General features: G+C 37.1%; 19 protein-coding genes. 4 read left to right on the top strand and 15 right to left on the bottom strand.

Annotated elements, in window-relative coordinates:
- Positions 1 to 15: 15 nt before the first annotated feature.
- The 6 genes from F1381_RS20645 to F1381_RS20625 all read right to left on the bottom strand — a co-directional run bounded on the left by F1381_RS20645 (position 16) and on the right by F1381_RS20625 (position 5,519).
- Positions 16 to 1,020 carry a DNA-processing protein DprA gene (locus F1381_RS20645; RefSeq protein ID WP_187355480.1) on the bottom strand — a complete coding sequence of 335 codons (1,005 nt, stop codon included), beginning with the start codon at positions 1,018 to 1,020 and terminating at the stop codon, positions 16 to 18.
- Entirely contained in the window at positions 1,020 to 1,568 is a 549-nt protein-coding gene (locus tag F1381_RS20640) for a ComF family protein (RefSeq protein ID WP_151736738.1), read from the bottom strand. The genes F1381_RS20645 and F1381_RS20640 overlap by 1 nt, the downstream gene beginning before the upstream one ends.
- Positions 1,569 to 2,675: 1,107 nt before the next feature.
- Positions 2,676 to 2,972 carry a helix-turn-helix domain-containing protein gene (locus F1381_RS20635; RefSeq protein ID WP_151736737.1) on the bottom strand — a complete coding sequence of 99 codons (297 nt, stop codon included), beginning with the start codon at positions 2,970 to 2,972 and terminating at the stop codon, positions 2,676 to 2,678.
- A gap of 206 nt (positions 2,973 to 3,178) precedes the next feature.
- Complete coding sequence (locus F1381_RS28425; protein ID WP_187355479.1) at positions 3,179 to 3,487, bottom strand: hypothetical protein; 309 nt, start codon at positions 3,485 to 3,487, stop codon at positions 3,179 to 3,181.
- Positions 3,488 to 4,243: 756 nt separating this feature from the next.
- The gene (locus F1381_RS20630; RefSeq protein WP_151736736.1) at positions 4,244 to 4,831 is read right to left on the bottom strand and encodes a recombinase family protein; all 588 of its coding nucleotides are present in this window, start codon (positions 4,829 to 4,831) and stop codon (positions 4,244 to 4,246) included.
- A 238-nt stretch (positions 4,832 to 5,069) separates the two neighbouring features.
- Positions 5,070 to 5,519, bottom strand: coding sequence for a hypothetical protein (locus F1381_RS20625; RefSeq protein WP_187355478.1), 450 nt, complete (start codon positions 5,517 to 5,519; stop codon positions 5,070 to 5,072).
- A gap of 532 nt (positions 5,520 to 6,051) precedes the next feature.
- Between F1381_RS20625 and F1381_RS20620 the strand changes: the two genes are divergently transcribed.
- Positions 6,052 to 6,255, top strand: coding sequence for a helix-turn-helix transcriptional regulator (locus F1381_RS20620; RefSeq protein WP_151736734.1), 204 nt, complete (start codon positions 6,052 to 6,054; stop codon positions 6,253 to 6,255).
- A gap of 92 nt (positions 6,256 to 6,347) precedes the next feature.
- Here the strand turns inward: F1381_RS20620 and F1381_RS20615 are convergent, their stop codons facing one another.
- The 3 genes from F1381_RS20615 to F1381_RS20605 form a co-directional block, all read right to left on the bottom strand.
- Positions 6,348 to 8,693 carry an RCC1 domain-containing protein gene (locus F1381_RS20615; RefSeq protein ID WP_151736733.1) on the bottom strand — a complete coding sequence of 782 codons (2,346 nt, stop codon included), beginning with the start codon at positions 8,691 to 8,693 and terminating at the stop codon, positions 6,348 to 6,350.
- 113 nt (positions 8,694 to 8,806) lie between these two features.
- Positions 8,807 to 9,520 (bottom strand): stalk domain-containing protein, encoded by a 714-nt coding sequence (locus F1381_RS20610; RefSeq protein WP_187355477.1) that lies wholly within the window; start codon positions 9,518 to 9,520, stop codon positions 8,807 to 8,809.
- A gap of 20 nt (positions 9,521 to 9,540) precedes the next feature.
- Positions 9,541 to 10,203: an MORN repeat-containing protein gene (locus F1381_RS20605; RefSeq protein WP_187355476.1), complete on the bottom strand. Its 663-nt coding sequence runs from the start codon at positions 10,201 to 10,203 to the stop codon at positions 9,541 to 9,543.
- A 450-nt stretch (positions 10,204 to 10,653) separates the two neighbouring features.
- On the opposite strand from F1381_RS20605, the gene F1381_RS20600 reads away from it, so the two are divergent.
- Entirely contained in the window at positions 10,654 to 11,346 is a 693-nt protein-coding gene (locus F1381_RS20600; RefSeq protein ID WP_246188128.1) for a helix-turn-helix domain-containing protein, read from the top strand.
- Between the two features lie 104 nt (positions 11,347 to 11,450).
- On the opposite strand, the gene F1381_RS20595 is transcribed toward F1381_RS20600, so the two are convergent.
- From F1381_RS20595 to F1381_RS20585, 3 genes are all read right to left on the bottom strand, one after another.
- Positions 11,451 to 12,344, bottom strand: a complete 894-nt coding sequence (locus F1381_RS20595; protein WP_151736729.1) for a leucine-rich repeat domain-containing protein — start codon at positions 12,342 to 12,344, stop codon at positions 11,451 to 11,453.
- Between the two features lie 344 nt (positions 12,345 to 12,688).
- Entirely contained in the window at positions 12,689 to 14,032 is a 1,344-nt protein-coding gene (locus tag F1381_RS20590; RefSeq protein WP_151736728.1) for a stalk domain-containing protein, read from the bottom strand.
- Between the two features lie 27 nt (positions 14,033 to 14,059).
- Positions 14,060 to 15,184, bottom strand: coding sequence for a stalk domain-containing protein (locus tag F1381_RS20585; protein ID WP_151736727.1), 1,125 nt, complete (start codon positions 15,182 to 15,184; stop codon positions 14,060 to 14,062).
- 425 nt (positions 15,185 to 15,609) lie between these two features.
- On the opposite strand from F1381_RS20585, the gene F1381_RS20580 reads away from it, so the two are divergent.
- Together F1381_RS20580 and F1381_RS20575 are read left to right on the top strand one after the other, a co-directional pair.
- On the top strand, positions 15,610 to 15,876 hold the full coding sequence (locus tag F1381_RS20580; protein WP_281349938.1) for a helix-turn-helix domain-containing protein: 267 nt from the start codon (positions 15,610 to 15,612) through the stop codon (positions 15,874 to 15,876).
- Between the two features lie 73 nt (positions 15,877 to 15,949).
- Complete coding sequence (locus tag F1381_RS20575) at positions 15,950 to 16,165, top strand: hypothetical protein (protein ID WP_187355475.1); 216 nt, start codon at positions 15,950 to 15,952, stop codon at positions 16,163 to 16,165.
- 542 nt (positions 16,166 to 16,707) lie between these two features.
- On the opposite strand, the gene F1381_RS20570 is transcribed toward F1381_RS20575, so the two are convergent.
- From F1381_RS20570 to F1381_RS20560, 3 genes are all read right to left on the bottom strand, one after another.
- Positions 16,708 to 17,673: an amidoligase family protein gene (locus F1381_RS20570; protein WP_151736725.1), complete on the bottom strand. Its 966-nt coding sequence runs from the start codon at positions 17,671 to 17,673 to the stop codon at positions 16,708 to 16,710.
- Positions 17,674 to 18,517: 844 nt separating this feature from the next.
- Positions 18,518 to 19,402, bottom strand: a complete 885-nt coding sequence (locus F1381_RS20565; RefSeq protein WP_151736724.1) for a DNA adenine methylase — start codon at positions 19,400 to 19,402, stop codon at positions 18,518 to 18,520.
- Complete coding sequence (locus tag F1381_RS20560; RefSeq protein ID WP_151736723.1) at positions 19,395 to 20,222, bottom strand: hypothetical protein; 828 nt, start codon at positions 20,220 to 20,222, stop codon at positions 19,395 to 19,397. The genes F1381_RS20565 and F1381_RS20560 overlap by 8 nt, the downstream gene beginning before the upstream one ends.
- Positions 20,223 to 21,730: the final 1,508 nt, after the last annotated feature.

Raw genomic sequence — 21,730 nt, 5'->3', positions numbered from 1 at the left:
ATGGCTCCTCCTTATTTAAAAAAACTCAAGTTGATCATAGCCTTCCGGCTTTGCTTTCTGAGGTTTAACCAACTTAGCCTTTTTTTCAGAAATACTTTGTTTTAAAACAGGTAATGGTTGCATTTTATCAATAAACATATCAATGTCCTCTTGACTAAAAAGCGGTAATGCTTTCCCTTGGTTAATTAAATATCTGTTACCGCGAGCTTTATCATTGTTTATTAAATACTTTTCCGGGTGGTTTAGACATCCTAATGGTTTTTGTTGTTCCTGAGTAAATCCAACTGTATGCATTGTCCCACCCTTGATATCTGTTTCAATTACTACTACTCCCGCACTCAATCCAGCTTGTAAACGATCTCGTTCTACGAAAAAATTTGGTCTTCCGCGGACCCCCAAGGTATATTCGCTTAACCAACAACCATCACGCTCAAGAATCTCTTGTGCCAATGAACGATTCTCAGCAGGATAAATACCAGTATCTAGTCCTTGTGCTAACACAGCGACTGTTTGCCCCTCAGCACTGATGCACCCCCGGTGACCTGCAGCATCAACACCTTTAGCCAAACCGCTCACAACTACTAACTTTTTTTCAGCAAACCATTTTCCATACAATTCTCCACAACGTTCTCCGTATGCTGACGGCTCTCTTGTTCCAATAACTGCTACAGACAAATCTGCATTTAAACACTTGTAGTTTCCTTTTGCATACAGGAGTACCGGGGCGTCGGAAATACTCTTAAGACGAAGGGGGAAGTCTACATCAGACCTCCCCATCACATGGATGTTTAGTTGATAACATTTTTCAATTGTACTTCGTGCAAAATTATAACTTGCTTCAAGCGAGGCAATAGAAGGAACTTTTAGTCGTGAATAGTTTTCTTTGACTATATGAACCAAATCTTGAAGTTCTAAAAGACTATTAGGTGTAAAAGTAGCATCTTCTATAATTTTATTGACTGAGTTACGTCCAAAACCTGGCAAACCCAATAATGTTAATATGTGTACTTTATCTAGCATCAATACCCCTCCGTTTTTGCCAGTGCTAGACACTGGACTACAGTAGCCCCTCCTTTTAAAAGGAGCTCTTGACACGCCCATAATGAATTATTTGACGTAGTTACATCATCCAACAGTAGTACTTTTTTATTTTTGACAAGATCTTGATTGTCTACACGTATGGAGTTTAAGTGAACTGCTTTGCTTCGTTCTCCACCATGTGCAAGTTTATCAATTTTTTTATGGCGTACTAAGCAGGAAGTGGCATCCACTCTTCCTCCTTGGGCTAATCTTTGCGCAATCCATTTCATCCCTGACTCAGTATTAGCAGGGTCGTGAGAAGGAACTACACAGAGTGATACTCCTTTAGAAACATTTCGATCAAGCCGTTTAAAAAAATCATTTAGTGCAGGAAGCTTACTTTGTTTAACATCCAGAATTCTTCCAGAGAATGTATCGAAATCTGGATTAACTATTTTTCCATTAGGAGTATAAACCCAGTAGGGTTTATACATACCAAGCGTCCAGATTATACCTGGGTTATTAAACTTTTCTTTTATAAATACCATAGGTATCCCTCCATTATACTTTATGAATGTCTCCCTTTATAGTCAAAGGGAGACATTCTTGTTATAGAAAAAATCTATTTATCAGCAGTTATCAATCTGTTATGTACACCAAGATGAATACTCCATACCTGCTAATATTACCCTTTCAAATTGGTAATATTAATGTTACCAACCTCTTAAAAAGATGGTATCACAAGTATTACCACTCTGTCAAATATAACCTCTACTTACTAGTCTCATAAATTTCTGACCAGCGGATACTTACTTTAATAGCACTAAAAAACCTTCGTATAGGCAACCAGCCAAAACTCAACTTTTCTCTGTGGTATGGCACTCTGATTCTTCAATACCTCCTTATTAATGTTACCGCTCTGTGAGGCAATTAAAATTTATCACATTCATACTTTGCCTAAGTCAAAATATCATAAACAAGAGACGCAGATCGTAGGCATGAGAAGTATGTTTATGATTACAGGAAACAGCCTGATCATCCCATTTGGTTTTACTGCAAACAACACTTGTGCAATACTTTGAAGCACTGCAATGCAGCCTGAGGCTATTTCCTCCATCTTGGTATCAATTTACTTGCAGAAAATAATACAAAATCTTAAGAATGTTCAGATTCTCAGACAAGCCACTTCCATGTGGTTTTCATATTGTTTTCTCAAAGTATTTTTCCTTGTTTGTGCTAATCAGCGTGTTGACTGTAAAAACAAAAAGCCAAGTCTGTCAGATGACAGACTTGGCTTCAAAGAAAAACTATTTCTTTTCAATCTAAACAATTAATTCAAAATAATATACAGCACATGCGAAAATGTTATCACAATCTTACAGCTTAATAATTACATCTTAAATTCCAAAATAATTTCTTTTCAGACTAAACAATTATTCAAAACAATATACAGCATGTCCCAAAATGTTATCACGATCTTACAACTTAATAATTACATCTTAAGTTCCAAATTAAATTTGATAACAATATTATAAATTACATAGACTTTAACTCTAATTACCTCTTCACGTAGTAAAAATACACTCAATCAATTAATTCACCATACTTAGAATACAATGTAATTTCAGAAGGTCAGAATTCAAAAGGCTAGTTTCTTAGCCAACTTGATTTTGTTTCTTGTTAATAGTTATCTCAAGATTCATAGCATCTAATACCTTAATTAATGTTTCAATGTTGTAATTCTCTCCACTTGTAATTCTAATAATTTGAGGATGTTTCATACCTACCTTTTGAGCAAGCTTCCTAATTGAAATATTACTAGAGTCTAGAGATTCTTTTATTGATTCTATTATTTTCTTCTTTTCCATCTCTAAAAGAGCTTCTTCAGATGTTCTAAACTCTTGGAGATCATGAACAACAACGTCACCAGTTTTAATACAATCTAAACTCATTTGTTGTTCTCCTTCCTAGATATATGCCTTCTTCAAAAAATGTATATTTATTTCTTATTATCATCTCCCTCTTCTAAGAAATTATCCGTTAACTTCTGAAATTAAACTCATACGTTTTTGATAAGTCTTGGAGTTGTTTACCGAGAAGATCTGTAATCAATCATACAGACCTTCTCAGTAAGCACTTGTTCGCATCCTTCTTCCACCTATTTCTTATAATAGCTTGTAATCTCATAGATGGAAGAATCGCAATTCATTAATTCACGAATTTTAAATCTCCATTCGGAATCTCCCTTTGCTACCAATTCCCAACCCTCAGAAGTTTTAACGAGTTTCCCACCAAGTTTGTCTACGTTCAAACCATTTACATCAAGGGACAAAAACCCCTTGAAAAGATTCTTTTTGGCTTTTCTACACAGACGATTCTGGGAAATTAAGTAATATACTTCCTCAGTTAAGACTAGGTTTGGATGCTGATGGATTAAGTGCATTGACATAGTCCCAAGTCCTTTCATAACATATAGAGTTTTCAAGGTTCATTCAGAAGATAGTTTATTAATATAATGGTAGGGTAACATTTATAGTACCAACAGTCAACAAAGCATACTTAGTTTATATTGGTATTTGACAATACAATCACTATGGATACTTGTTACAATGTATATATAAGATTGCATAATTTATGTTTAATCTGCCTGTAGGCTCATAATCAGTAATAATGGATTCCTTTCGCTTATTATGTTTACACACTAATTTAACCCTTTGTATTGATGACTCGTTATTTGTGGTTATCATCTTAACATTCTGAATTGAGTTAATATTCTCAGGTGTTACTTTTCCCTTAAGTATTAAATGCTCTTTTAAAGTCAGTTCATTTCTCATTCTCTCTCTAAAAAAGAACTTTGTATTGACTAGAGTAGTTATACTATTACCGATGAAAATGGGAAGAACAACCATAGAAACTACCATCGTAGATTTCCCCCCACTTCACAATCCTAAGTTTAGTATCTCCACTTTTTCAGAACTCCTCTACTATTCATAGATTTATGAGCCCATGGGAAAACTTGTAAAATAACTTAAGCCGATGCTTAATTGATATCTTACAATTGAAAAAATCAACTTTTCTAAGAAATCTAATTTCGATTAGGCATAAGGAGAATATCACGAGTTATAGTTTAATAACAAGACAGTATCCTAATAAGAATTTCCATAGTTTTTATATTTCAATCTACAAGAAGTTCTTTGCAACTTTTTATTACTTATTACTCTAATTAATTCAATTTTTCGCTTCTCCTTCTTCTAAGCTCTCGCTTAATAGTACTCTCACTAATTCGCGTAATATCAACAACTTCCTTCATTGTGCGTGTTTGCAATATCTCTATGGCATGATCCAATTGTTTTTTTGTAAATTTCGGAGGTCTTCCTTCACGGAAACCTTCTTTTTGTTTTGCCAGAGCTTTACCGGCCTGCGTTCTCTCAATAATCATAGCTCTTTCGAATTCTGCAAATGCAAACAGATTGGTTAATAGCATTTTCCCGACTGGTGTATCCTCAACAAGTCCCATATTCAAAATATGTATTATCACACCTCTCCTATGTAGCTCTTCAACATATCGCAACCCCTCTCTTACAGTTCTACAGAACCGGTCAAGCTTGGTGACTACTACAATATCTCCGGCGTTTAATCTTGCAATCAAGGAGCTGAACTTAGGCCTATCATCTTTAGCCCCACTATACTGTTCCTCAATAATAAAAGCGTTATTGTATCTGCTCCTAATCTCCAGGCTCTGTTGCTCTAGACTATTACCGTCAAGTTGTGTTCTTGTAGAGACCCGGCAGTATCCAATAATTTTACCCATTTACCCCACCGCCTAATTTTATTTATGACCCCCAGTTATGACACCCGATAAACCCGCATTTTACCATTCAAAATTCAAGCCAAATTTAGGAGGCCAAAAATCAAGAGTTACGACCCTCGCGTGTGACCCCAAATACATTACAGCAGTCCGATGTAACGGATAGTGTTCCTTTAAGGCGAAAAGCATCACTCTTAGAACTCTTGCTATTTGAGGAAATGTTGAATACCGCTCTCTCAATTCAGTACGGCTTGCTTAGCATTCTACTAATTTGATGCTTTATCACGTTTGACTTAAAGTGCACCAATGCTTTAGAAACGCCATTTTCATTCCTGGCTAAGTCAATATTATTGATAGTTTCAACACCAACGAACGTTTCCATTTTCGTCTCAATCTCTGAAAGGATCGCTCTAACCTCTTCAACATCTAAATTAAGGAAGGCTGCTGTTAGAATGGGGCTTCTGCCACTCAAACAGTTGTACCTAACACATTGGCGAGAATGGTCTGGTAAAGTTTCCAAAAAATCTTCGAGCATAAAAAATTCAATAGTTCTAAGGGCATTGTATTTCTGCGTTAATAATATCCTTTCTTGAATGTCAATGTGGTCGGAAAATATCAACTCAGAATAACGTGCGTGATGTCTTTGTAAAGTAACAAGGATCTTCAACAAATCTCCCCCTTCTTGATTCATACCAAAAAAACACTAAAACACCTGGCTTGATATCCCTTAACATAGGATTATAACGGTGTACATCTATGTATTTTTGTCCTGGGGCTACTCTGAAAATTAAATTATTATTCGTGAAGAGCTAAGAAAGATAGCTCACTGAAAAAAGGAAGACAGTATAGACTCATCGGAGAGTACTATACTGTCATTTCGATTTTCCCCTTGTTTCTCAGTAGTTTTTGGTTACCATCCTTGAAAAGAATTTCACCGATCACTTTTAGCGTTGGTAGAAATCACTTACACTCTCCGCTTCTAGAATACATATTACATTTTGATGTTCATTAAACCATTAACCAATCATCACTGACACTCATAGCTCTAGAAATTTATTAACTTTGCAATGTGAGTTCATTGATCATCACTACGATTTAACATCTCAATATGTATGTTGCACACAATCCATCACTTATGTACTATAATACGCCAATTATACTATGTTATTAAAAGTTAGCGTATTGTCTACGATTAAGGAAAAGATCAAGGAGATGTTTTTCCGTTGAAGCTCAGCAAAGCCAGAAATGAACAAAACTTTACTCAAGAGAAAATGAGCCGCTTAATAAATGTTTCTTTGAAGCATTATCAAAATATAGAACATGGGATTACAATGCCAACTGTTAATATTGCTTTGCATATCTGTGAGATACTCGAAGTTGATCCCCGTGATATCGATGAATGGAAGGACAGAAGACCATCCGTTTAGAATATAAACAAAACACCCCTATAAGCGTACAGTTTTATAAAACATCTGCATGCTTATAGAGGTGTTTAGAACTACAACACATCTCCAACGACTTATAAATTTGTGATGATACGTTTCGCGTTCCAACTATCCTTGATAGGGAATGTTATCTCTCTAGGAACCGATGTTTTAGTATTAATACTAGCAATCCCTAGTTGCCCTTCATGGTTTAAACCTAACGACCAAACAGAACCATCTTTTCTCAGTATAATTGTATGGTATGCGCCTGCTGATACTGCCACGGTGTTTGATAACAATGAGGACTTAACCGGTGTTGTTACTTCACCAGATTGACTAACTCCAATTTGCCCATTATTATTATTCCCCCAACCCCATAATTGACCATCCTGAGTGATTGCAATTGAGTGCGCCGTTCCAGCGCTAATTGAAACAACTTTTGTTAGGTTCTTTACCTGGACGGGTTTATTCTGGTTTATTTTCGCTCCATTACCAAGCTGTCCGTTAATGTTGTTGCCCCAAGTCCAGAGCGTTCCATCCCTTTTTAGGGCAAGAGAATGATTCGCACCTGCTTGTACCGCAATTACGTTTGTCAATCCCTTTACCTCTGTAGGTATACTACTCATTTTATTAGTTCCATTACCCAGTTGGCCGTATTCGTTTGAACCCCAAGACCATACTTTCCCATCATTTTTTAGTGCCAGGGAGTGGCTATTCCCTACCGACACAGCTATAATTCTATTGAGTCCCTGCACTATTACTGGCATATTACTGTTTTGAACAGTCCCATTCCCAAGTTGCCCATTGGTATTCTTCCCCAAAGTACGAACTGTTCCATCCTTAAGTAGTACACTAGAATGCCCTTCACCTGCATCTATTGCTTGAGCTTGACTCAAACCTTGAATCTGTAATGCAGGCATCTCCTTTATATCCCACGTTGCGTTTTCTTGTTCCTTAGTTTCTGAGTTTTTCAAATTCACACCATAAGTATTCGATACAGGTATAGCATCCCAATTAATTGTTTGGTTTCCAATCTGTCCAAATTTATTTTCCCCCCAGCCCCATACCGTACCATCCTTCTTGAGAGCAATAATAAAATTATTACCAGCAGCCATGTCAACAGCATCACTTATAGTAGTTGATAATAACGGTCGATCAATAGTATAGCCCCCAATTCCTAAGAACGAGACTTGATTCAAATACCCCCACGACCATAGTTTACCATCATTGTCGAGAACCATAGAACTATTGCCGCCTGCAAAGATTCTTTGAAATTGGTTTCGAGAATACTCCACATCTACCATCTGAACACTTCCGTCTTTAAACTTCACAATGAAGCCGCTAGGTCCTGCCCATACGTTGCTAATATCCTGATTGAATAGACCCCTTACCTGCACAGGGTTAGAACCTTTATCTGAAGTAGCCACGCTCTCAGATGACCAAACCCAGTAGCCTCCTTCTTTTGCTATTGGTGATCCCCAAGCCCAAAGTACATTACTTTTACTTAAAGCTAATGAATGATCACCTTTTGCAGAAATTGCTATAATTCCATTTAATCCGGAAACTTGTTGAGGGGATAATCTAGGTATATGAATGTTATCACCTTGTTGTCCTACTCCGTTATGTCCCCATACCCATACAGTGCCATCACTGCGAAGCGCAATAGAATGATTGTCCCCCACTGAAATAGCAGTTATTTGATCTAATCCTTGTACCTGAACAGGTGTAACACGTTCCAGTTTCGTACCATCTCCCAATTGTTGTGAACTATTTTGTCCCCAAGCCCAGACTGTTCCATCTTTTTTAAGAACGACAGCATGAGCCCTACCTACAGCAATGGCTTTAATATCTGATAACCCTATAACTTGCCTTGGAACTCGAATATCATGTCGATCTCCTTCAGTAAAATGGTCAGCGAAATTCCACCCCCACTCCCAAACAGTTCCATCTCTCTTAAGCGCAAGGCTATATGAACTTCCTGCAGATACTTCAATGGCATCAGAAATCCCTTTTACATATACAGGTGTGTTTCGATAAGTATCAGTTCCATCTCCAAGTTGACCGTAATAATTACCTCCCCAAGCCCAAACTGACCCATTATTCTTAACCGCAAGTGAAAAGTCCTCTCCTGCAGACATGGTCTTGACTTGAGACATCCCCTTAACTTCTACTGACTCCGTAAATTCTCCCCATGATCCAACGCCGAGTTTCCCATTCTGATTAGATCCATGCGCCCACAGGCTGCCGTCCTTTTTAAGAATTAAGGTATGTGATTTGCTTTGGGAAGTAGATTGCAGATCTTGTGACTTTATACCTATTTCAGATGCTTCAGATATAATCGGACAAGTAGTTGTTAGGAGAAGTATTGTTATTAACATTAACGATATGCCAAATAGCTTGCCACGTACTATCGTATCTATACTTTTAAAATTTTCGCCCAATATTAGCCCCGCCTCATAATAACTTTGTCACAACTTTAACCATATCATTTTCATTGGTACTGATAGATAACTCTCCTTCTATAAACATCCCCTCAGGTCAATAGCCTATTTAATCATTTAATACCAGTTAAAATCGTATTAAATAGTACTCCTTCATCTCCCACTTTTATTTTTAGAATCTCCACTCCAGAAATATTTACATCAATAGCTTTAGACTCATCTCCTGCTGATGTGGCATATTCTTTTAGTAAAGTTTCATTTCCTTTCTTGTCAACACTGTAGAATTTCAAGTTAGAAGTAGTAGAATCACCAAGAGTAGTGTATGGAACTACGAACTGCCCAGTAAGTGCACTGTAGTTCGAATGAAGTATATATGTATAATAAGAATTGCTACCTAGTCCATTGAAAACGGCCACCTTTTCATCCAACACGTAGTAGTATGATTCCTTATAAACTTTACCATTCATATCGTAAACCTCAATGTCTGAAATATCAGTTTGTGCAGCAACCGGTGCTTGTCCTACATAAATAGATGATGTATCCGGGTCCCATTTCACAGGTTTTTGATTGTTTGTCAGCGCATTAGAAAGTGCTCGTAAAGGTAGGTATGTCGTGCCATCATAAATAAACGGCTCAACTATATTACCTGCAGCATCCAATGGTTTTACCAATTGACCGTCTACAAATAGTTTGATACCACCCTCTACTACTTTTATGCTCTTCAAGGTACCTGAAGTAGCAAAAGCCGTTCCCATTAAGGAAGCGAATAATACAGTTGTCAGCATTCCCGTCACAAAACCTTTAACCTTGTCTTTATTGAATCTCATCATATATCATCCTTTTCGTCTTAGTTAATAGAATATTCTTCATTAAATATGAACTTATCTCCTTGATCTGTGAGATAAGAACTCAGCATTTTGTTGAAAGTTGTATAATAAGGCGTTAAGGCTTTTATCACCTTAGCCTTATCTTTAGTCCATGAGATACTATCTGAGTCATATTCTTCCCTAGTTTGATTTCTATTGATTGATACAGTAATGTATTTATTACTTATCAGCTGCTCCAATGTATTATCCCACTCTTCCTGCCAAGTCTCCTTGTTTATATCCAAGCTGATCCTAGTCAGCCCATCATTGTACTTTAAATACATTGAGTAGGGAAACTCCTCCTTTTCATAACCTTTAATAAATTTATGGTTAGCAAAAAACCCATTTTGTTCTTTATATTGGAAACCGTATACAACTGGAGCGAACACTTGCCTTCTGTATACCCCATGCCCATTAAACATGTCGTTCTTCCATTCTCCAGCATAAATAATTAAAGTAGGGTCTCCTTCTGTGCTGTAATTATAGTCTTTCTCAACCGATATGTACTTTCCATATCCTGAACGTTTTCCTTCGATCCATTCCCCTGAATAAGATTTATTTTTTGACCAAATCATCGTCCCCTTCCCTGAAGGCTTGCCATTTTTGACCTCACCATAGTAATTTGCTCCATTAGGCAGCTTCAAAGTCACACTACTCCCTGAGGCCTCGCTTTTCTGTACATAGACGAATATACAAATAGCCAAACAACAAAGTATGCTCCACATTTTCTTTCTCAATGCAACACTACTCCCTCTCGTAATTATACGAACACTCTACAGTATGTATTATATTACACGTAATATAATTATCAAACCCTTAGTTTATATTATCTGTTTTCCCATTCGTATTAACGTTTGAACTAGAATGGGCACCATTATAAGTTGAATTATCATGATTCTTTAAACTATGCTCGCTATAACTTCTCAATCTGTATGATTTGATATCTTTCATTTTCAGAAATGAGCATATACTTATCCAACGTTCCATTCTATAGACTATGAGTCACATCTTCCAAAAACCGACAAAGCTCACACCTAACGCATCTAATTGTTGCTATAATTTAATTTGAATAGATGTCTCTGGGGGGGATTGTTTTGAATATCCAAGTTGAGTTTGGTAAAAGAGTAAGGGAGCTCCGGGCAAGGAGTGGTATGTCACAAGAAGCACTAAGCTTTCGTTCTGGTTTAGACCGTACTTATATTAGTGGAGTAGAACGGGGAACACGTAATGCTACATTAGCCAGTATGCAACGAATAGCTGAGGCCCTCAGCGTTTCTTTGGGGTACATATTTTCTGATGAACGTTTCTCTGCAGAACCAGCATATCTGCAGAAAGATTTTATTATCCCATTCCTCGAGCGCTTCAAGTATCTACTTGACCCCGAAAAGAAAGTGTTAGCCTTTCAAGTGACCGGACTGCTAACTGGTCCAGATGTGGATTATATGTGCAAAAAATTAATGGGGATTTGCTCCGCTTACGGAAGAGATGAATTAAATATTATTGTGGACCATCGAGATATGAAAGCATCTGATGGTGAACCAGTGGTTTACTCACCTGAGGTTTCAGAAAGAGCGGTGGTGTTTCAGCAGGAGCTGACAAAATACAGCAAACAGGTCGCTGTTCTATGTAACTCACAATTTATGCAGCAACAAATGGATCATGTGACTAAAATTAGCGGGATACATGACAAAACGATACCTCTATTTGGTTCAGATAAAGACATGATTGGAATGGCTTTTCAGATGTTTGATATTAACGGTAATGGACTTATTAAGTCTATTGTCTAGTCTAACGCAATAATCAGCCCCCAGCTTGGTGAAATGACACCTCTTGAGGTTTCTACAAGAACTGAATTCTGACTTTAAGTTACTTTGGATTATTACATCAAATTCTACATCCTTTTCCTACGGGTACTATAACCTTTAATGTCATGACTACGAAGCTGCATCTGATCCAAGATAGAAAAATCAACAATGGGATTATACCCCAAGTAAAGATTACTGATCTCTGACATATGGACCAAAGAAGTAATGTCCACAATATTGTTATGACGCAAATTCAAATGATTAATAGTTGCACAATTATCATCTGTAATAAAGGACAAGTCAGATAGACAATTATATCTTAAAGTCAAACTATAGAGGCTTTGAAGCCCCAACAAAGAGCTAAACTCCGTGATATTATTATGAGATAAATCCAGTTCGGTTAACCACTTACAATTGTCTAAGGGCGATACATCATTAATATTGCATTGCGTCATACATAAACAGGTAAGTCTATTATGCCGAGTACTCAACTTTCCACTTCTGGAGATCAATTTATTCTGAGACACTGATAGTCTCTGTAGTATCTCAAGATCAGGGAATGATACCCCATTTAAAAATAGATAAGTCATGTAATGTAAGTACTCTAAGAATGACCAATCTTTTGTAGTACTCCCCTTCCCTACATAAAGATCACTCAAATTCAGAAACTGCCTAAGAAAATCAAGCTTTCCAACAGGTACAAATAAGTACAACGACAAGATATGCCTAAATAGTTTCAGATCCTCCTCCCACATGCCATTCTCTGTTTCAGCTATATTGAAATAAAGGTTTGGCTTATGCATGTTAAACGCTGACCCATCTAAAATCCACGGGATTGGAAGGATTTCTTCTGAAGATGTACTTACAACTATCCCTTTGATACTCCTAATGTTTTGTGAAGTCAGTTGGCTTTGTGACAATCCCAGTTGTTTCTCAACAGCTCGTTTAAAGCCATTATCTTTAAATTCAAGATAATTCATTGATTAACCCCCTCCCCTTAATTAAAAATGGTGTAACTTTGACATAATAACTTCCTTGAAGAGAATAAGAAAGAGGCTACCTATAAAATATTCCTCTGAATTTATCACTTTAAAAACAACATTTAGCATTTGCATATGCTATAGAACATCAGCTTGATGAGCATAGCTCTATAATTTTTTTAGATTTGCACAATTCAAATCACACCTCTAGAAAAAAAACGATTTATTGGCACTTCAAGAATCTTACGTAAAAAAACTCCCACTTATTGAAATATATAGGGTATGGCTTTTGTTAAAAAACACAAAGAACCTTTAATACATTGCCAAGGCTCTTTGTTTATATATCACTTTGTTTCAATACTAATTATGTAATTTTCCTGATCCCAAGCTACCGAAGCCCCAAGCGCCTGACTGACAAACCGTAAAGGGACGTAGGTGCTGCCGGATGCATTAACAAACGGTGCTGTTGATAAAGTTACTAAGGCTCCGTTTACATATGCTCTTTTACTGCCGATTGTTAAGGAGATTTTTGTGTTCCCCTCAGTGATGAAGATACTTTTTGTCTTGCTGTCATAAATCAAGGACGCTCCCAGCTTTTCCAATACCCCTCTCAAGGGGATGAAGGTGCTACCGGATTTTAAGATCGGCTTAGGGTTTACTGATACAATGGCTTGGTTGATTTTTACTGCAATGTTATCCGCAGTGTACTTACCTGTGTTGCTACCATTACCTGTTGCCGGGATAGTGCTGCTTGGTTGAGGTTTGCTGTTGACAGGAGTTGTTGTTCCTCCTGTATTACTTCCCGAAGAACCGGAAGAAGTAGTTGTGAATGACCAACTCTTAGTGCTAGTTTGTCCAGCATATAATCCGTAACTTGGGGTGTAAGTTATCGAAACTGTGTATGTTGTAGAAGGGCTTAAAATATCTTTTGATAGTATAAATAAAGTACCTAAATCTCCGAAAACAAAAGTGCTTAAACTCTTACCAGCACTTGATGTCAAACTTACCTTTGAATTTGTCTCGTTTAAGGCCACTCCACCTACATTAAGAGATAAAATGTATCCTGATCTATTCACTCCAAATTGCTCTAAGGGATTCGGGGTTTCAAAACCGTCAAAAGACAACGGGACATTTGTTTGCCCATTGTACGGGTACATCGCTACCCCATCTTTGGGGGTTGAAACAGTAGCTATCTCCCCAACTACATTTTTGCCCGATACTGCCAAACCCACCTCTACTGTTGATACAGAAACCAGAGGTGCTCTGTGGTAAGCTGTATCCATAAAGGTATTGATAGCTTCCACAATAGAGCTTGTGTGAAAACTAAGTACCTCATTGGTAACATATCCCGATCTATTGAACCCCACGGCGGTCATTCGAGATGAACTTGTTTCTCCAGTGTATCCCTTCTTGCCCGGAACCTCTGTGTGTTCGTACTCAGAATTACTATCAATGTAATTGGCGTGATTTTCCGCAGCCTTTGTTAAAAAAGGGTTTAGTTTTACAGGATCTAGACCCATATTAGACCGAATACCATTCAGATGGTTTAGAGCATTTACAACCTCACTAGAATAAGAATACCCATCGATCATAACTGTTGCCGCTTCTGTTTTTACAGGTGCTACCGAAATACCCCCGATAGCTACTGCTGCCGCGACTAGAATTGTCGCTATATTCTTAAATTTCATTGGTTGACCTCCTCTAAGTTATCTTTGCTAGTCAAACGAACCTGTAGTGGGTTGGGTATACACATAAAGTCCACGCGCTGATAGATTTGTAACGGAAAGTTCTTCAAACGAACCAGCGGCGTAAGTGTACCACTTACCGTCAATTTGCACTACCATATCGGCATGATTTTTACTGGCTATGATTGCAGTGTTATACCCAAAAGAATCGAATACCGCAGAGAGGACGTTGGCATCAGAATCACAATCGCTCTTTTTAACGACTAGGGCATCGTACGCTGAAGAAGGGGAACCATCGCCGGGATTACTTATTCCCTTTAAAAGTAAGGCTCCAATGCGTGCAATTTTATATGCTTCTTCTGTTTTGGATACGCTTACTCCATTGTTAATTAATGCCCCCATAGCATTTTCTGCTTGAGTTAACCCTCTGCTCTCCAGAGTTCCTTCAGCATAGTTGGAAGCTCTATCTCCGTTTAAATAATCATTGTAGAACTTCTCGTATCTCCCTCCGCCATCGAATTTCATGAGAGGATACGTTTCTTTTGCACTCCCAATAATTTGCATAACCGCTGTGTACTGCTGAAAGTTATCTGAACCGTAGTTATGAAAGCCATATGCATACCCTGCACCTGGAAGGATAATTGCTGCTTCATTACTTGAAATGCTGACTGTTAACTTAGTCGGGTTCCAACCTACAGTTGCACCTAATGCTTCCGCAACAAAGCGCAAGGGTATCATTGTCGTGTTGTTGATTTTTTGTGATTTTACTTCTAAGATGACCATTAAACCATTTACAGTGGCTATGTTGGTACCGATAATATGCTTAATAGTTATATTTTGTTTCGTTGCCGTGATCAACTGAGTCTTTGCATCAAACTTGATTGATGCTCCTAATTTTTCAAAGATAGCTCTCATGGGAACCATGGTCGTGTTATACATAGAAACTGGTGGTTGGGTAAAACTCTGGATTACCCCGTCTATCTCTACTATGTAATCTTGAGAAAGTGTACTTTTAGCCACCTGAGGAACTGCAACATCTGCATATACATGTCCTAACGGAAGAAGCAAAGCTGCACTTATTGCTAAACACAATAATACTCTCTTTTCCAGTAGCACCTGACCCTTATTCTTGGTTAGACCTACGTTATTGTTCATTAATTCATCCTCCGCAAAACAGTTTCTGTTTTCCCGTGAATTACATGCACTATATTATTCCAGTGTACAAGGTTGCAGTATAGCAAATTTCCAATGGTGTTTAAAGGTAAATATCACAATGTGTTCTACAAACAAAAAGAGTTTTTTGCATGATTATTCTTCACAGCCACAAGCCTCTCAGCTCTCTTCCAAACGAGTACATCCCCCTTAAAAATCATAACAATACAATCACATAATCTCTGCGGACTATGAGTATCATTTGTCCAAATTCAGAAAAATCTCAATTCCTTCGGATAGTCCCATTAGTATAATTAACCTATTGTGTACTCAGTATTATAAAAGGTTTGGGTGATAACTATAAACATTCTTACTGATTTTGGGCAACGTATTAAGGCGCTTCGTTGTCGTAGTGGTATGAGCCAAAAATCTTAGCAGCCCGATGTCATATGGACCGGACTTACATTGGAGGAATTGAGCGGGGTGAACAAAACGTGAGCCTGAGCAACATAGAAAAAATCGCTAACTCTCTTAATGTCTCTGTTGAATACATTTTTTCAGAAGAAAAATTAACACCAGCTGCTGCATATCAGCAGAAAGACTTTATAGTCCCTTTTTCAGAACGGTTCAAGTACTGCGTTGATCCCGGAAATAAGGTATTAGCTTTTCAGGTCAATGGTCTACTTAACAGGTGAGAATGTTGAATTAAAAGATGTGCGCTCTTCGTATGAGTAAGGAGAATTGAATATAATTATGGATCATCGGGGGATGAAGACTGCAAATGGGGAAGCTGCTGTTTACTCCCTTGTGGTCGCTGAACGGGCAGTATTATTTCAGCAAATGTTGATGGATTATAGTAAGAAAGCCATTGTACTTTGTAACTCGGAATTTATGGTTCACAAAATGTATCATGATACTAAAATCAGTGGTATTTATGATAAAATGGTACCTTTGTTTGCCAAGGATCGTACGATGGTTGACTAGGCATATTCTATTGCTGGAGTTAATGGAGATGATCTTATCACGCATATAAATGAAGTTGAAGTACCGCTCCTCTAAATGTTTTCGCTCTTTGTAAGCTTTAGGTTCTCGCTTCTAAAGAGAATATTTTTTCTTCTACAAATTTATTTAACAGTACAATCAACAAACAGAGGTTATACGTGAGTTAACTGGCTTGAGCCTATTACAGTCAACAGTGTTTACCCAATGTAGCAACCTCATAAAAATATTAAATTCAAGCTAAGATTACAAGTAGGCGGTAGGGAGAAGCATATCATAATTCTTTGTCATTATCGTTGCTGACATCTTAGTCTAGTTGATGTGTTAACTTTGACATTTATGTTCGTCTTCTTCTCCCTAATATATATTTACGCTGCGAAACAAGGTCATAAAATTATTTTTATTTCCCCAATTATTTAGAATGTTTCACAACTTCAACTCTCAATACTTTCACTCCAGCTTTAGTAGCCGTAATAGCTATTGGCGTTACTTTAATTCTGTATTCTTTCCCTCCCTACATGTTAGAACTATACTAAGCCGGGATCGGAGGATATACCTTCATTAGCTTTACGGGGATTTTTCCATGCAGCATTACCATTTAGATGTGCAATAAGATAGTGCCTCATCGTCTTAAACTCATCTCCAATACCCCCAAGCTTTAATAACCAGACACGTAGAGCATATTTGTCATTACCCGTCTCTTGTTTGGAAATCCGACTGGTGGCTTTCTTTTGATTTAAAGCCTGTGCTGTGATCAATAGGGATAACTGAATATAGGATTTGACTGCAAGATGATCTAGGCTCCCATTAAATAGACGAAATTCTATTGTGTTCTGGGTTCCTCCAAGGAGTGGATGTAAATTTAGAATTCGGTATCGAGTTATATGATATTGTTTATCCCTGTTGTTATGTATTTCATTTTGTCCGCTGTACCATATATCAGCAAATTGTTCAAATGTCTTTGGCTTACGCTTATTAAGAACTGTTATGAAGTTCTCCGGCAAATTTTTGCAATACCACTTTCTGACATGATTTACCCCGATTGATTTTTTTAAAAGTAACTGTTTAGCATACAGGATGTTACATAGTACTCTCAGGCTATTCGGTGTAAAGCGTTCTGCTCCAACGTGAATATGTAATCCTGCGCTTTCATTAGTACCGGCTCCGTTTTTAACCAGATACCGAATAAGGTCCTGGAGCAATGGAATATCTGAGTATTGAAGAACTGGAGATACCAATTCACATTTATATTCGTCTGATCCTTTCAATAAAACCCCTTTCACTATCTTTTGTGGCAATACAGAGGCATCATGTTTAATCCTCCAAATACGATTTGTTAAATCCCTTATCTGATAGTTATCATGACTTGTTTGCACTAACTCTGAAGCAGTTCCAAAAAACTCTGCTACTACATTTGCAGCCTCTTTTCGGCTCAAGCGTGTAAATTCAATCTCTACTCCGATGCTTAAATCACTGCACTCTACACGTAACATTTGTTCCTCCTTCTTATATCTTCGCTCAGATTTTCTTTCCTGAAGTAAAAACAATTTGGCAAAAATAAAAAGTGTACTACCCCCAAGAGGTAATACACTCTATGAATCATTTAAATTAGTCTTTTGCAGTGCTAGAAAAAGAACGTATAGGCTTTACCTTGCTGATAAGAAGTACATTGAACTGCACTTAACTCCTGAAAAAACAAGTACCCTCTTAAACCTAAACCATGTACATGTATCCCTTTAGCTCTTTCGCTCTCTCAACTTTTCAAACAAATAGAGTTCCGGTCAAGTCTGTGAATTTAAAGATAGTGCACTTAAACAAACTGAAATACATTATCATATTATTCCATTTTTTAGCTTTTAGACGTTTTTTAGAATACCTTGAACCGATACTGGAAAGCAAGTTATTTCAAAAAACGAGGGGAAACGTAGGCTTAATGCTTGAGCCAATATAAATAATAGGCATACCCGCAGTATAAGCACCGTAAACACCCCTGTAAAGAGTTGAAGGGCATAAGTAATATAAGGAGAAGGGAAATAATTAGGAACGCACGTTTGGGCCGTGTATAGCAGCTAAATACATCCCCCGCTATACCCCAAGAAAAGAAACAGAGAACAATGGAAGAATGGACATTTAGACACTGAAATCAGTAGAAATACGTGTTCTTTAAGCATTGGAAGAGAAATTGAATATCTACATAGATTAAACCATAACTGAAACAACTGAAGCCCCATGGTGCTCTTCCATAGGACTCCAATCATTACAGTCTCACATATCTTGCGTACAAACGGGAAATTCATCTTTATATGAAAAAGTTCTTTAATAACTAACAAGTTAGTATCAATAGTCCGAAGTGATTTGATTTTCTAGGTAAAATGGAATATCGAAATTTATATACAGACATTCGGCACCCTTTTGTCCAGCTACTCTTCCGATCGTTACACTCTTCATCTTTAGAAATAGTTTTTTCCATCCGTGTTCACATAGTCGATCATAAATATCACAAGGATAACTGCTTATAGCCACTTTCATACTGGTACCTAGCAACTTATTGACGAGTTCTTCATGTACCTCATGTGGACAGTTGTAACGGTAGTGGTTGTTTCCTCTCATTGTCTTCTCAGGATATGGCATATCAATGTACATAAAGTATTTATGCCGGTTATAGTACTTATCAACGAGATCAAGGCAACTACCATGCAGCACTGTTACACTTTCAAGTAGTGGTTGAAATTCATCTAGACGGTCAACTTTTTCAAAATAGTTGTAATAGGATTCTCTTTCTTTATGCCTAGCATAACTTTTCATATTCGCACCGAAGCTATGATGGGCTGAGATATAGGTATACGCTGCAGCATTTACAAAGCTTGAAGCACCTTTATAAATTCCTCTATCAGCCAGTTCAGCATCGAGATAACGATCAAGAACTGCAGCTTTGAATACCTCCTCTGAGTATCCCAGATTTTTCAGTCGCTCAATTAATTGATAAACCAATTGCTGATCACCAATAGTTGAGTAGAGTTTAGCTAAGGAAAGATCCATATCATTTAGTATTCTATCTTCGAATAAATCTGGTGGAATATTAAGCATGATGCGAGCTCCTCCAGCAGCACCTTCAATCAACCCTATCAAATTGTACGATTCGGCACACCATTCAATTAGAGGGACAATCTGAGGGACTAGTTCATACTTCCCCCCAACGTAAGGAATAATGGAATTATGCATTATCCGACCCCTTACTTAGAAAACCGCTTTTCTCCATTACTTCTGCAACTTTAGGGCATACAATTACATACATTTTTTGATTTTTTGAGTCCTCAATATTTGAGATCAGCTCCTGATTTCTGCCTTTTGCAGAAGATTTGCACTTTCCAGTATTAATCCATTTATTAATAATGGTATTTAATTCTACATCAATTTGATTTTTTGATAATTCCGTATCGTCATGGCTATCAATAAGCAGGTCCATTAACAGACTTTTGGTAGCAGCAACTGTGATAGCCCCATATTTTTTAATTGAATTGGATTTATCCAAGATAAGGAATCCATACTCTTTAAATTTAGCGCTGTTTTCAGAATGGGTTGGTGCCTTTTCTCGTGCATATTCAAGAGTGTCAAGAATATGATCCTCAAAGATTTGATGATGCCGATCTGAATCAGAGTCCGATAAATCACCTAAATTTCCCAATAATGGAACTAGACTTTCAACTTGAAGGAATTCTTCATTTAGTTTCATTTCAATAGCTTTCTTTATCATGTCATCTAGGATTTTTTTAGTAACATGACTACTAGCTAGTAAATGAGTATAAGCTTTATTGTACAGTGTTGCCCCCTGCATTTTATCAAGTTCATGCAATAAAAAGCAGTTGCTATAATTCCCCGCCATTGTTGACAAAAAGTTAACAGCGTAGGTTTCAAACTGAAAGCCAGGGTACCCTCCTCGATACAACACTACTTTAAAGTATTTTTCATACTCCGCTTCAGAAGGCTCTTCCAACGCTTTTAAGTCATTCATATTTACATTTTTCACCACTATTTTACTCATAACAACCCCCGGGACGAGAAGATTTGCCTGAACTAACAAGCATATATCAATTGCTCATCACCATTTCTAGTTCCCGGAATTATACTCATCACCCGGATAATTAATCTCAGACAGTAATTTTTTTCTCGCCTCAATCACCTTTATTTTTAATGTTTCAATAAAAGGAACTGTGTTTCAAAATTTTCCAATCATCTCAGCAAGATGCTTTATAAACACCCTTAAATTCTTTAACCAGTTCATTTAAATACAAATACTTTGGGAACAATAATGCTGAAAAGAAAATGACGTTAATACGTGCAATACTAACTCAGAAACCCCTAGTCCCATTTTCAAAGAAAAGTGGTATTTGACCTTGAAAGCTTTCGGTTAGTCCAATAACAAATTGCAATTGCTATTTGTACTCCAATAACCCTTTTGGTTTACCATTGTCCGCAGACTGACAGGACTCGGTAAATCAATAGAGTAACCCGCCGCTTTCAAAGGAAGAGGAAACCCGAAGGAACTTTATAACCCAGAAGGATAACTTTGCAAAAAACCGGATTTTACAGCCAAAAAAGCCGAAATATCAAAGTTAAAGGCAAAAGTTAAGTTTGTATTCGCCCGTAACTTTGTATGCTTACTTTGTATTACAGAAATTAACATCCATAATAATCCATGTGAAGTTAGATGCTCTGTTTCTCTACAGTAAGTTTTAGGAGAGTTAGAACATACATTTTTTACATCTTGAGTTTAGGCAGGAAATTCATTTGTAGCTTGTACCTTTGCAGTAGGGATTAAAAGTTTGAATCAGTGTAGACATACTCAAATACATTGAACGCAACTCCTTATTCATATACTGAATCAAACAGCTAGGAGGACATTAATTTTCATGTAATGTTCTAATTAAGATACAAGATAAGAATCTTACCCCATAGATCCTCACTATAAATTTATTGCTCAATGTCACCTTTGAAGCCATTTCAAGATGTAGCCTTCCCTTTACCCCTTATTAATACCTTCTCAATCTAAAGAATACGAAATCACAAATACGAGACTTCTATGGGCAATTTATAAAATCAAAAATAGCACTAAACTATTGTAGTTGCTGCGCAGACTTTTTATAAAACACACGCGTAACATTTCTAAATATGTCTGGCAAAGTTATAAAATAGTCCCGAACCGTTGTAACTAGGTGTAGGATTTTATAATAAAGATGGTTGTTTTATAAAATTGTCTAGCATTTTATAAAACAGCGTCTTAGACTTTTATAAATTTGTCTGACTCAGTTATAAAATAGTCCTGAACCGTTGTAACTAGGTGCAGACTTTTATAAATAAACATGGTTGTTTTATAAAATTATCTAGAGTTTTATAAAGCACCCTCTTAGACCTTTATAAAATTGTCTGCCTTAGTTATAAAATAGTCCTGAACCGTTATAATCGGTTTCCAGATGCTTCTAACTGAAAAACCTTTTCGAAATACCCCTATACAAATAAACAGGTTAACATGCTAAACTTCACTCTCTACAT

The organism is Paenibacillus tengchongensis (genome assembly GCF_008973665.1).
Taxonomy (GTDB): Bacteria; Bacillota; Bacilli; order Paenibacillales; family Paenibacillaceae; genus Paenibacillus_AQ; species Paenibacillus_AQ tengchongensis.
This window is presented reverse-complemented; position numbering and strand designations above follow the sequence as displayed.